The 12981-nt window shown below is 46.1% G+C and carries 13 protein-coding genes; 9 read left to right on the top strand and 4 right to left on the bottom strand.

Annotation, left to right across the window (positions count from 1 at the left end; translation table 11 throughout):
• Nucleotides 1-9 precede the first annotated feature (9 nt).
• The 4 genes from QOZ98_RS12925 (at nucleotide 10) to QOZ98_RS12910 (ending at nucleotide 4710) form a co-directional block, all read left to right on the top strand.
• Nucleotides 10-2397, top strand: a complete 2388-nt coding sequence (locus tag QOZ98_RS12925) for a glycogen/starch/alpha-glucan phosphorylase (protein WP_308787838.1) — start codon at nucleotides 10-12, stop codon at nucleotides 2395-2397.
• Between the two features lie 18 nt (nucleotides 2398-2415).
• Complete coding sequence (locus QOZ98_RS12920; protein ID WP_308787837.1) at nucleotides 2416-3225, top strand: SDR family oxidoreductase; 810 nt, start codon at nucleotides 2416-2418, stop codon at nucleotides 3223-3225.
• Nucleotides 3226-3314: 89 nt separating this feature from the next.
• Nucleotides 3315-4445, top strand: a complete 1131-nt coding sequence (locus QOZ98_RS12915; RefSeq protein WP_308787836.1) for an MBL fold metallo-hydrolase — start codon at nucleotides 3315-3317, stop codon at nucleotides 4443-4445.
• A 4-nt stretch (nucleotides 4446-4449) separates the two neighbouring features.
• Nucleotides 4450-4710, top strand: coding sequence for a DUF3006 domain-containing protein (locus QOZ98_RS12910; protein WP_308787835.1), 261 nt, complete (start codon nucleotides 4450-4452; stop codon nucleotides 4708-4710).
• Nucleotides 4711-4786: 76 nt separating this feature from the next.
• Here the strand turns inward: QOZ98_RS12910 and QOZ98_RS12905 are convergent, their stop codons facing one another.
• The 4 genes from QOZ98_RS12905 to QOZ98_RS12890 form a co-directional block, all read right to left on the bottom strand.
• Entirely contained in the window at nucleotides 4787-5086 is a 300-nt protein-coding gene (locus tag QOZ98_RS12905) for a DUF3219 family protein (RefSeq protein ID WP_308787834.1), read from the bottom strand.
• A gap of 3 nt (nucleotides 5087-5089) precedes the next feature.
• Nucleotides 5090-6256, bottom strand: a complete 1167-nt coding sequence (locus QOZ98_RS12900; protein WP_308787833.1) for an acyl-CoA dehydrogenase family protein — start codon at nucleotides 6254-6256, stop codon at nucleotides 5090-5092.
• Between the two features lie 231 nt (nucleotides 6257-6487).
• Nucleotides 6488-7543 carry a YkvI family membrane protein gene (locus QOZ98_RS12895; protein WP_308787832.1) on the bottom strand — a complete coding sequence of 352 codons (1056 nt, stop codon included), beginning with the start codon at nucleotides 7541-7543 and terminating at the stop codon, nucleotides 6488-6490.
• A gap of 251 nt (nucleotides 7544-7794) precedes the next feature.
• Entirely contained in the window at nucleotides 7795-8124 is a 330-nt protein-coding gene (locus tag QOZ98_RS12890) for a general stress protein (RefSeq protein ID WP_308787831.1), read from the bottom strand.
• A 124-nt stretch (nucleotides 8125-8248) separates the two neighbouring features.
• Here QOZ98_RS12890 and QOZ98_RS12885 point away from each other — a divergent pair, with 124 nt between their 5' ends.
• From QOZ98_RS12885 to QOZ98_RS12865, 5 genes are all read left to right on the top strand, one after another.
• Nucleotides 8249-8983 carry an MBL fold metallo-hydrolase gene (locus QOZ98_RS12885; protein WP_308787830.1) on the top strand — a complete coding sequence of 245 codons (735 nt, stop codon included), beginning with the start codon at nucleotides 8249-8251 and terminating at the stop codon, nucleotides 8981-8983.
• Between the two features lie 87 nt (nucleotides 8984-9070).
• Nucleotides 9071-10114, top strand: a complete 1044-nt coding sequence (locus QOZ98_RS12880; RefSeq protein ID WP_308787829.1) for an LLM class flavin-dependent oxidoreductase — start codon at nucleotides 9071-9073, stop codon at nucleotides 10112-10114.
• A 75-nt stretch (nucleotides 10115-10189) separates the two neighbouring features.
• Nucleotides 10190-10831, top strand: coding sequence for an NAD(P)-dependent oxidoreductase (locus QOZ98_RS12875; protein ID WP_308787828.1), 642 nt, complete (start codon nucleotides 10190-10192; stop codon nucleotides 10829-10831).
• A gap of 164 nt (nucleotides 10832-10995) precedes the next feature.
• Nucleotides 10996-11265, top strand: coding sequence for a hypothetical protein (locus QOZ98_RS12870; RefSeq protein ID WP_308787827.1), 270 nt, complete (start codon nucleotides 10996-10998; stop codon nucleotides 11263-11265).
• Nucleotides 11266-11347: 82 nt separating this feature from the next.
• On the top strand, nucleotides 11348-12634 hold the full coding sequence (locus tag QOZ98_RS12865; protein WP_308787826.1) for a purine/pyrimidine permease: 1287 nt from the start codon (nucleotides 11348-11350) through the stop codon (nucleotides 12632-12634).
• Nucleotides 12635-12981 lie beyond the last annotated feature (347 nt).

The raw sequence follows: 12981 nt of genomic DNA, 5'->3' as shown, positions 1-12981 counted from the left end.
GTGTCAATAATGTTTTCTTCCAAAGAAGAGTTTAAGAAAATCTTTGTCACTCGAATGGAACATAAGGGAATGGGAAAAACTGCAGAACTGGCCTATGAAACTCTTTGGGAAATGACCCAGGAGTGGATTCAGGACCGTTGGTATCGGACAAGCCAATTATATAAAGATAATAACGAAAAGCAATTGTATTATTTCTCTATTGAATTTCTGATTGGACGTGTTCTGGGACAAAACCTCATCAATTTAAACTTTTATGACATCGTAAAAGAAGGGCTTGATGAATTGGGTCTTCAACTGTCTGAGATAGAAGAGCTGGAAACAGAACCAGGTCTTGGAAATGGCGGTCTGGGAAGGTTGGCGGCTTGCTTTGTGGATTCTTTAGCTTCTTTGGGCTTGCCTGGAAACGGCTACGGCCTCAGATACAAAGGGGGTTTGTTCACGCAGCATTTTGTGAATGGCTACCAGACTGAGCAACCGACCCAGTGGATCCAGGAAAAACACAATGTAGACGTTCGCCGTGAGGATCTGGTAGTAGAGGTTCCATATTACGGAGAGGTCCAATTGGTCATGGGGATGGATGGGCTTAAAGTCAAAGTGGAAAAACCAGAGTGGGTCAAAGCAGTCCCTTATGATATGCCGGTGGTAGGTGCAAACGGCGGTACGGTCAACACCCTGCGATTGTGGCAAGCGGAAGTGTCGGATCGTCCGTTTCCCGGCCATAAAGATTATGCGGTCTATGAGCACGAAACTGCTAAAATCACTGATCGGCTTTACCCGGATGATTCCTTGGAGGCCGGAAAAATCCTGCGCTTGAAACAGCAATATTTCCTATGCAGTGCATCACTTCAAACTATTTTGAATGAGGGCAGCTTCTCTATAGAGGAACTTCCTGAAAATGTCGCCATCCAAATCAATGACACGCACCCAGCTCTCGCAGTTCCGGAATTGATGCGCTTGTTGATTGATGATTATGCCTTGAGCTGGGATCAAGCCTGGGATATCACTACCCGCACTATTTCCTATACAAATCATACGATCCTGGAAGAGGCAATGGAGAAATGGGACAGACGGCTGATTCAAACTTTGCTTCCAAGAATTTATATGGTCATTGAAGAAATCGATCGGCGCTTTAAAGAAAGCCTGCAGGAGCAGGAACTGGATGATGAAGCCCTTCATAAACTATCCATTATCGAAAATGGCGTCATTAAGATGGCGGTGCTGGCGGTAGTGGGAAGCTATAAAGTGAACGGCGTCGCAAAATTGCACACCGAAATTTTGAAAAAACGTGAAATGAAAGAATTGAGTGAACAATTTCCGAACAAGTTCCATAATAAGACTAATGGCATTGCCCATCGCCGGTGGCTGCTAAAAGCTAACCATGAGTTGTCCGGGCTGATTACGGATACGATTGGGCCGCAATGGATCAAGGAACCTGAACGCTTGAGCGAGTTGCATTATTTTTCGCAAAACCATTCATTTCTTCAGGATTTCCAAGCGATCAAGAGCTTGAAAAAAGAGCAGTTGATCCATCATCTCCAAAGAAACCAAAATGTCATCGTGGATCAGGATTCAATTTTTGATATTCACATCAAAAGGTTCCATGGTTATAAGCGCCAGTTGATGAATATACTTCACATCCAGATGCTGTACGATCGGATTAAACGGGATCCGACGTATCGGCCATATCCGCGAACTTTCTTTTTCGGTGGAAAAGCGGCCCCCAGCTACCATTTTGCTAAACAAGTCATCAAAATGATTAATACAGTAGCAGCAAAAGTGAACAATGACCCTCTAGCAAGAAAACACCTTCATGTTGTTTTTGTTGAAAACTACAACGTGACACAAGCGGAATACATGATTCCAGCGGCAGATGTCAGCGAACAAATATCAACGGCATCCAAAGAAGCTTCAGGAACAGGCAATATGAAGCTGATGATGAATGGTGCATTGACAATTGGCACTTTTGATGGTGCGAATGTCGAAATATTTGAACAAGTCGGTGAAGAGAATGCTTTTGTTTTTGGCATGCTTGCCGAGCAAGTCATGCAACACGAAAAGGAAAAATCCTACAATCCGAAGAGCATAATTGATTCGGATCCGGAAATTGCACAATTGATGGAAGAACTGATCAAAGGGGAATGGACAGAAGGCAAAACAAATGTCGATTTTATCGTGGAGCAATTGTTGGAGGACGGCGATCCTTATTTTGTATTAAAAGATATTCGCAGTTATTCAAAAGCGCATGAACAGATTTTAAACGCTTATGCGCATCCGGAAAAATGGGCTGAAATGTGTGTCAAAAACATTGCAGCTTCTGGATATTTTTCAAGCGATCGCACCATTCAGCAATATTCAGACGATGTCTGGCATTTAACGAAAATTCCCAGTTTATATTAGAGTTGAGAGGGTGGGAATATGGCAGATAAAGAATTCGACAACACTGATTTAAAAGACTATAAAGCCAGTGGGGCACTCGTCGGGAAAGTGGCAATTGTCACGGGTGCCAGCAGCGGCATCGGCCAGGCAGTGGCAATTGCCTATGCTAAGGAAGGTGCAAAAGTTGTCATCGGATATCTCGGTGACGACGAAGGCGCACAAAAAACCATTGGACTGATTGAAAGCTATGGCGGCAAAGCCAAAGCGCTAAGCGGCGACTTGGGCAAATCGGAGAATTGCGACCAACTGGTCCAATTTACGTTAGCAGAATTTGGACAGGTAGATATAGTAGTCAACAATGCCGGCTACCAATATCCACAAACTTCTCCTCTGGATATTACAGATGAACAGATGCTGAAAACGTTCGAAATTAAGGCATTCGCCATGTTTTATTTAACACGGGCAGCCTTGCCGCATTTGAAAAAAGGTTCCCGCATCATCAATACCGCTTCCATCAATGCTTACCGCGGCCATTCGGATCTGATTGATTATGCAGGAGCCAATGGTGCGATGGTGGCCATGACCCGTTCGTTGGCAAGGCGTTTAGTGCGAGAGGAAATTGCTGTGAATGGAATTGCGCCAGGCCCAATCTGGACTCCCTTAATCACCAAAACTTTCGGTGATTTAAATCCGGACGTAGCCGACGGCTTTGGTGAAGATGTTCCGGCAGGGCGTCCGGGACAGCCATATGAGCTGGTGAAAGCATATGTGTTTCTAGCTGATCCGCAGAACTCGTATATGACAGGGCAGTTTCTGCATATGAACGGCGGGGACTACATGTCTACGTAAATGACAGCAGGCCAAGGGATTTTCCTTGGCCTGCTTTTTCATTTCGATTTGCTTGTGGTAAAATTCACTGGAGATAGAGGAGTGAGTTTTTGAAAAAGATCAGATGGGCCATATTGGCAGTCCTTGTTTTTATGCTGCTTGCAGCTTGTACACAAATAGCCGTACAGCCGGAGGAAGAACGCAATAATGAAGAAACAGATCAAAAAAATGACCAGTCGCAAGCGGAAGAACCTGCTGCAGAAGAAGTTAGCCAGGATGGTTTGACAGTGCATTATATTGATGTCGGACAAGGGGATTCCACGTTGCTTGAATTTGAAGGGTTTACGATGCTGATCGACACTGGCAATTGGAATTCAACAGAAGCAGTGGATTACTTGAAGCAACAGGGCATTCAGGACATTGATATTGTCGTTGGCACCCACCCGGATGCAGACCATATTGGACAGCTGGCACAGGTTGTTGGCGAATTCGAAGTTGCAGAAGTATGGATGTCCGGCAACACGAGCAGCTCCAATACATTCCTCAATGCACTGCAAGCCATTGAAGCGAGCGGTTCGGATTATGTGGAACCAAGAAGCGGAGACCGCTTTGATGTGGGTTCCATGCAGATCGAAGTGCTGTATCCGGACGACATTACGGGAGCAGCAAATGAAGAGTCGATATCATTAAGAATGACCTATGGCGACGTTCGTTTTGTTTTCACAGGAGATGCAGGTGTTAAAGAAGAGCAGGAAATGATCGACAGCGGCATGGATCTCGATGCAGAAATTCTGCATTTGGGGCATCATGGTTCCAATACTTCGACCAGCACCGCTTTTTTAAAAGCTGTAGCTCCTGAAGTGGCGATTTACAGTGCAGGCGCTGACAATTCATACGGCCACCCGCATGCAGAGGTGATTGCAGCTGCAGAAAACGAGGGGGCAGAAGTGTTCGGCACTGATGTCAACGGCACTATCCTGGTTGAAACAGACGGCGAGTCCTACAGCGTGGAAACACAGCAGGAAGGGGTTCCAACTGAAGGTGAAAACCGGTGCATCGATCTGAATATAGCTTCTTCAGCGGAATTGCAGGAAATTACAGGAATAGGTGAAGTTTATGCGCAGTCCATCATCGACCAGCGGCCATTTGGAAGTTTGGAAGAATTGCTTGATGTAAAAGGGATTGGCCCGGCAACGCTGGATAATATTCAGGAGCAGGGTTTGGCATGTATAGGAGGGTAAGGCGATGAAAGGGATTTTGGATCGAATTGAAGACGGCATCCATGCAGTTATTTTAGTGGAAGACGAAGGACTTGAATTGGTTTTGCCCGCCAATTGCCTGCCCGAAGGAAGCAGGATTTATTCCTGGTTTACTATTGATGCCGAAAACGGTCAACTGGCAGTCACTTTGGATGAGGAAACAAGCCTGATGAAAAAGAGGCGAGCAGAAGAGCTCATGGCCAGGCTGCGGACGAAGAAAAAAGGCAGCCGCTTTAAGCGAGATTAAAAAGAAGCCCGCGACTGAGGTCGCGCGCTTCTTTTGGCATGGTTCACATGATGCAGTTCAGGCCATACAAGTCTATCTATACCCGTTCAACTAATTCCAAGTAATAATCAGCTACTTGCCCTGGTTTGTACAGATCGGTAATAGAGGTCGAATAATTGGAAATGGACGCATCAAATTCCAGTTCTTGCGCTGGAACGCGGATTCGAAAATCCATTTCATACAGCAGTACGGCGATGTCATGGTATTCTTCGCTGGTCACTTTGAAGTCGAATGAAATTTTTCTTTGTGGCTTTTGAGAATTTGGTTGATGGCTCCATTGTTCGTTAAAATTTAAAGCCTGTATTTCGGTATGATTGATCCAAACGGTGGTTTCCATCGTTTATTTCACCTCTGTCTTTGAGTGTTGGGTAAATGTATGGATTGCCTGTGCTGCCAGTTGGCCCTTGACCATGTCTTCCATCGGCGGATTGTAGAGCCCCGCACGAACGTTGAGATAATGGCGGTGCATCGGATTGTCTTCTGAAAGGGCACGGGAGCCGACAATTTTCATGGCCTTGTCAACAATCTCCATAGCTGCTTGGGTAACGGCGATTTTTGTGATATTCAAAGCTTCATCCATTTCCGCTTTATTGGCAGCATGAACATAACGTTCTGCAGTGCCATATAGAAGATGGCGGGCAGTGGCAAGCTGCAGCTCCATTTCACCAATAGTCTGCTGGATAGCAGGTGTCTCTGCAATTGTTTTGTCGAGGGATGCAGGACTGTAATTGGCAGCGAATTCGACTGCATAGGCCCGTGCAGCCGCGGCAATCCCAATATAGCAGGCGGGAATATGGAGCAGCCAGCCTTTAGCAGCCGCCGCGACTCCGGCAGATTTTAATATATGGGTGTTCGGAATCCGAACGCTGTCGAGAACCAGTGTGTGGCTCGCTGTGCCTCTCATCGCAAGCATGTCCCAAGTTTCGTCGATTGAGACTCCCTCGGCGTGGCGTGGAATAATAACTGTGATGACTTCATCCGTTTCTGTTGCCGCGGTCACGAAAATATAATCGAGTGCGGGGGCCATAGAAGTATAAGTTTTTTCGCCAGTGACGACATAGTGATTTCCATCAGCGATAGCGGTGGTCTGCGGCAGGGCGCCTCGGGCTGGGCTGCCGGCATTGGCTTCTGTTGCTGCGGTGTTGATGAGTGCACCGTTTGCAATCTCTGCCATCAGCCAATAAGCGGATTCGGGCTGCCAATGGCGATTTTCAGCGTATTCCAGAACAATGCCGACATGCCAGCCGATTGAAAGTGCTGTCGCTCCAGAACCTTCAGCGATGGCTTCCTGTGCCAATACATATTCATACAGCCCGAATCCTTGGCCGCCATGTTCCTGCGGTAAGGTAAGGGTATGGTAGTCCAATTGTTTCAGAGCTTTAATATTTTCAAAAGGGAAGGAACCGCGTACATCCAGTTCCGGCTCGCGCGCCAGGAAAGCGGGCTGTATAGCACGAAGCCGATCGATTAACGCTTGCTGTTCCGGTGTTTTGATAAACTGATTCATAAGAAGGCTCCTTCCGATTTTCTTTGTCCAGACTTCAGCGGCCAGAGTGGCTTATGCCTGACGAGGGCCCGCAGTATGTGGGTCAGCTAACCGTTGCGACAGGAAGTCGCGTACTTAGGTTAGCTTCTGTTTTTGGCCGCTTCCACTTTTCTAAATTAACGGTACCATAAAAAAGCCGTCAAAGCAGTGTGGCAGGCTTTGGCGGCTTGAGGGTCAGCGGGTAAAACCCGCTTATGAATGTTTCTTTTTATGCGGTTTTCGGATGTCGGCAAAAATTAACGCTCCAACTAGGAAGAAGCCGAGGTAGCCAACTATTGGATAAAACAGACTTACGAGTTCGGTAAACCCGACAAAACTTAAGATGTAAGCGACAATCCCAACGATGATGACAAATATGCGGAATTTTTTTGTGCCCATTACGACAAAGCGTGCCGAAAACGAAAACAGCATACTGACTGCCGTATTGTAAATCATGCCGAAAAGGATGACCGACATAAAGACCCCAAGAACGGGTGAAATGTCATCGGCAATTTGCAGCAATGGCATTTCTGCACTGCCGACAACATCCACTTTGGAGAAAATCGCCAAGTGGCTCAGAATAATAAGGCCGCCGAGAATCAAGCCGCCGATCAAGCCACCGCGTGCAGCAACTTTTTCATCTTTTTCCGTTCCCCCCATGACGATGGCCATCGAAGCACCGACTGCGATGTTGAATGACACATAGTTGATGGCAGACAGGAACCAGTTAGGCAAAGTAGATGGTTGTTCATTGGCGATTGGATCCAGTGAAGCAAATGTGGAATCCATCGTCAATAGACTGTAAACAGCCAAACCGATAACTGCAATGATCAGAAACGGTGTGATGCTGCCAATAATGGCAATAACTTTTTGGACGTTCATCATAATGGTCAAAACGACCAGAATGACCATAACCGTACTGCCCAGCGGTGCCGGTAGATTAAATTGCTGTGAAAAGATAGAACCTGCTCCAGCAATCATTACTACTCCCACGCCGAATAAAGTAAGGATGATAATATAATCAACGATAGTCCCGATTATTTTTCCGCTAATGCCAAAAACAGCTTCTTTATGTGAAGTGGTTTTCATACGGCTTCCCAGTCGGGTCAAGCTCATCCCCAGATACGCAAATAAAGCGGTTGCAAGAATGGCTGCGAGTGTCCCCATATAGCCGAAGCTGGTAAAATACTGTAAAATTTCCTGGCCAGAAGCAAACCCGGCACCGACAATAATGCCGACAAAGGCGCTCCCCATTTTTAAACTTTTCATGTTGTTCCCCCTTGATGCAAATTGATGCATGGATAAGTTTTTTAAAAATTAAAAAATCCCTATCTAAATATAACAAAAGTCATTTAGGGACACAATAGAGAAAAGGCGTCAAGTTGATTTATAACACAATATACCTATATGCTGAATTGGGTTAAAATAACATATTAGAATAATTAAATAACGGGGCTCTGATAAACTTTATTGCATAAAAAAAGCATCGCCTACTGGGTAGGCGATGCTTCGGAAACAAATTATTTAATGTTTTTATTTGCGACGATAACTAACTTTCCTTTATCAAGCTCTTCTTCGTACTGCTCAGCTTCCTGATCGGATAACCCAGCAGCTGCCAGTTTCGCGCGAAGTTCGTCGCCTCGTGAACTGGTCATGTTTTTCATGCTGTTTAGGAAGCCTTGTTCTTTCACGCCGACTTCTTCTGTATCTAAGGCTTTTGTAATGTCCTTGTTGCGTTTTTTATCATGCGCGAAAATGTAGATATCATCGTGCGTGTATCCTTGTGTTTCTAATTTCTCGATTTCTTTTTTTGCTTGCACTGCGTTTTCAACTGTCATTTTTAAAGTCAATGTAATCCCTCCAAAGGAAATTTCTGTCTTACTCTATATATACCACTGCAAGCAACGGGTTAAACAACAGGAACTTTAAAGAATCGGTTATACTGAAGAAAAATTAGAGACAGGAAGTGGTTTTTTGAAGATTATACCGATTGGCATTTGGGGCGGCTACCCCAATAAAAACGAAGCAACGTCCGCTTTTTTAATTGAGCAGGACGGTTTCCGCTGTCTGGTTGATTGCGGGAGCGGCGTCTTGGCAGCGGTTCAGAATTACACGGCATTGCGTGAGTTGGACGCAGTCGTCATCAGCCATTATCATCCGGACCACATTGCTGACATTGGCGTACTGCAGCATGCCGCTATGGTAGGCATGCAGTTGAAAGAATGGGATACTCCATTGTTTATCCATGCCCATGATAAGGATGCTGCCGAGTTTGAAAAGCTTTCGTATAAAGGCGTTACGGAAGGGCGCGCCATCCAGGCTTCTGAAACGCTTGAACTGGGTCCGTGGCAAGTGACATTCTGTGAAACGGTTCATCCGGTGTACTGCCTGGCCATGAAATTTACTGCCAACGGACGGGCCGCGGTGTTTACGGCAGATACAAGCTGGAAAGAAGAGCTGGTTGAATTTTCCCGAGGAGCAGATTTACTTGTTGCTGAATCGAATCTTTACGAAAAATACATCGGAATTATTCAAGGGCATTTAAGCGGCAGCCAGGCTGGGGAGCTGGCTGAACGTGCAGGTGCCAAACAATTGCTGCTGACCCATCTGCCGCAGTACGGGGAGCTGGATGAAATTTTGCAGGCAGCAAAGTCCAGTTACTCTGGTGAAGTCGAATTTGCTGTAATTGGAAAGAGCTACGAAATCTGAATCGCCGATGAGCAGGCAGATAGTTTGTGTACCAGATATTTTCCTTTTATCCTTAGAGAATAAGAAGGGCGAAAGGAAGTTAAACAAATGTCACAACCCATAGATTCATATCCGATTTCCGTACTGGATTTGGTTCCAGTCCGCGAAGGCGGAACGACGAAAGACGCATTAGATGAAATGGTCACCATTGCTCAGCATGCAGAAAAGCTTGGCTATCGGCGGTTTTGGCTGTCCGAACATCATAATACAGCCACCCTTGCAAGCTCCGCTACAGCAATTTTGATTTCCAAAGTGCTTGAAAACACTGAATCCATTCAAGTAGGATCTGGCGGCATCATGCTGCCAAACCATACACCTTTAGTTGTTGCAGAACAATTCGGTACGTTGGAAACCCTGCATCCGGGACGATTGAATCTGGGTCTTGGACGTGCTCCAGGAACAGACATGCAAACAGCGCATGCACTCCGCAGAACGACTCAGGAAACAGCGTTCGCTTTTCCTCAGGATGTTGTCGAATTGCAAAATTACTTGAAACCGCTTGACGAGCAAGGACCTGTCCGGGCACATCCGGGTGTAGGAACCGGAGTGCCGGTTTATATTCTAGGGTCCAGCACTTCAAGTGCTCAGCTTGCTGCCAGCCTTGGCTTGCCGTACGTGTTTGCGGCGCATTTTGCACCGCAGCAGCTAAAGCAGGCACTTCAGATTTACCGCAGCGAGTTCCAGCCTTCTGAATATTTGGCTGAGCCGTATGTGATGGTCTGCGTCAATGTCATTGGGGCTGATTCTAATAAAGAAGCTGATAAGCTGGCAACGTCCAGTGATCAATTTTATTTGAATGTCGTGAGAGGCAGCAAAAATCTGCTGCAGCCGCCACTCGATACAATGGACGGCCAATGGAGCTACCGTGAGGAAATGATGGTGCGCGGAATGTCTCAATATACGTTCCAAGGCGATGAAGAAACCATCAGCGAGCATTTAGGAAAGTTTGTTGCGGAACTGCAGATCGATGAAGTGATTGCAGTTTCCTATATTTACGACCAGGAAAAAAGAAAACGTTCATTCGAAGTACTGAAGCAAGCCGCAAGCCGATTCGGCGTGGCCCAACAAGATTCTGCCTCTTCAAACGTCTAATAAGCAGACCCGCTTGTTATAAAAACTGACCTTTTTGTTCATCTATACGCTATATAGAGAATGGAGGAGAAGCAAGTGAAAATAGGGATTATTGGTGCCACTGGAAAAGCCGGAAATTTAGTCTTGAAAGAAGCCTTGAAAAGAGGGCATGAAGTGACGGCCATCGTCAGAAATTCGCAGAAAGTCGGAAATCCGGACATACCAGTGCTGGAAAAAGATATTTTCAGTTTGACTTCAGAAGACTTGTCTCCTTTTGATGCAGTGGTCAACGCATTTGGGGTTCCCCCAGAAAAGGCGGGGCAGCATATCGAAGCCGGAAGACTTCTAATTGATGTGCTTAAACAAGCTCCGAAGACCCGTTTGATCGTAGTGGGAGGCGCGGGCAGCTTATTTGTTGATGAAGCGCGGACGACCCGGTTGGCAGAAACCCCGGAGTTTTCTGAAGCGTTCAAATCGATCGCCAATGGCCAAGCGCAAAATCTGGCCGACCTGGAAGCTTCAGAAGGAGTTCAATGGACTTTTTTGAGCCCTGCTGCATTTTTCGATCCGGAGGGACGCCGCACTGGCCGCTACCAAAAAGGCGATGATGGATTTATTGTCAACAGCAAAGGAAAAAGTTATATCAGCTATGCGGATTATGCCATTGCCCTAGTCGATGAAATCGAAAGCGGTGAACATAAGAATAGACGATTCACCGTCGTTTCTGAAAACCATTAATCTTCTGGAAAAGCCGATCTTCTTTGGATCGGCTTTTCTTTGGCATGAACCGCGTGGAAATCTAACGGAACTTGCCATGAAATGTTCACGTTCCTAAAAAGAACAGGTCCAAGAATCATGTATAATAAGATGAAACTTAAGGTTTAAAGGTGGGAAACAACACAATGGATTTTTTATATTTTCCTGAAGACAAATCGGAATACATCCCAGGGATTATTTCTGTCGTAATTATATTCATTTTATCTGTGCTGATAGTGCGGTTATTGATTAAAGCATCACGCAAGCAAGTCAAACAGTTGGAAGACCAGGGATATCCGGTCGTCTACAGAGACGGTTTTGACCCGGACAAACAAACTGATGGCGATGCTGATCCGCAAGAAACGGTACGCAAAGTAAATGAACAAAAAGCAGCACGCAATAAACCGAAGGCCTGACAATTGTCGGGTCTTTTTTTGATCTTTTCAAAAGGTGTATACTGTAAGCAATTGACAGAATGAAGAAGTGGGGAAAGCGCTTATGAAAAATATTTTTGGCGGTGTGCAATGGGCGGTCTTTTTGATTGCCTCTTCTATCGCAGCACCAATTGCCATTGCCAGCATCTTTGGCATGGATACGGCGGATACAGCGCTATTCGTCCAGCGAACCATGTTTGTGCTGGGCATCGCTTGCCTGGTTCAAGCTTCAATCGGCCACCGCATGCCGATCAACGAAGGACCGGCCGGTTTATGGTGGGGAATTTTCATTGTTTACGCAGGGCTGGTTGGAATCCTGTATGGCTCTATGGAGGAGTCTCTTCAAGCACTGCAAAGCGGCTTGTTATATAGCGGAGTGCTGTTTATCGTATTTGCTTATAGCGGCCTGGTCGATAAGCTTAAGATTTTCTTTACACCCACCATCACGTTCGTTTACTTGCTGCTATTGGTGCTCCAAATCAGCGAGTCGATTTTAGCGGGTTTGTTGGGAATTGTTTCGAAAGGCGATCCGGTGGACGGGCTAGTGCTGATGGGCGGCATTGCGGTCATCTTATTGACTTTCTTTTTCATGGGCCACAAAGTGCCTTGGGTCAGCCGCTATTCCATCCTATTTGCGATTGCTGCCGGCTGGCTGATTTTCTGGATTCTCGGCAAATCGCCTGAAGCGGAAAGCGGGGCGAATACTTTGGTATCGTTTCCGGAAATGCTGGTTTTTGGACCGCTGATCTGGGATAGCGGCATGTTTGTTACGGCTTTGTTTTTGACCATCCTGCTGATTGCCAATATGATGGCATCGATTCGGGTAATGGAGAGCGTGCTTAAAAATTCCTTCTCGATTCATGTGCCGGACCGCATCAAACAGGCTTCAACAGCTTCCGGGATTAATCACATCATTGCCGGTCTTTTTTCGTCCATCGGTCCCGTACCGATTTCAGGGGCAGCTGGGTTTGTCAGTGCCACCAGAACCCCAGCGCTAAAGCCGTTCATCTTCGGTGGCGTTATTGTCGTGCTGATCAGTTTTTTTCCGTCAGTGATGGCTATTCTTGCTTCTTTACCGGCTCCAGTGGCGTATGCTGTCATTTTTGCCGTATTCACCAAAATGGTGGAGATGGCCTTTACGGAACTGGAAAATGAAACAGATTGGCAGCATTCCTACAAAGTGGCTGCATTCGGTTTGATGAGCGGGGTCGGCATCATGTTCGTTCCGCCTGAAAGCATGGCGAACCTGCCATCTGTTGTCGCGGCTACTTTATCAAACGGTCTGATCACCGGTACCCTAATCGCTATTGGTGTGGAACAGCTCCTGTTATGGCGTAAAAAGAATGCCTGAAAAAATTTTCATGCCTTCATTGCAGCAATTGAACATTTTTATTGTTGCGAATCCAATCCAGTGTTACAGGCACGCCGTTTTTTGAGGTGATTTTGATAAGGTCTTATAAATGGATTTTTTATTATGGGCGTTCAAATGAATTTGTGGTCGCTCATACGAATTTGCAGTCGCTCAAATAAATTTACAGTCGTCCAGACCGGATTCTTACGAAAGAAATCTACGCATAGATGTGAATCCCAAAGCGACCGGTAAGCTTTTGAAAACTAATGCTTGATAGAAGGCTCCTGACAACTTGAAAAGCCGTGCGCAAACGAACTGCGCACGGCTTTATTTAGTTAATGCTTAAG

Source organism: Planomicrobium stackebrandtii (assembly GCF_030814955.1).
GTDB lineage: Bacteria > Bacillota > Bacilli > Bacillales_A > Planococcaceae > Planococcus > Planococcus stackebrandtii.
Note: the sequence above shows the minus strand (reverse complement) of the source record. Positions and strands in the feature narration are given on the sequence as shown.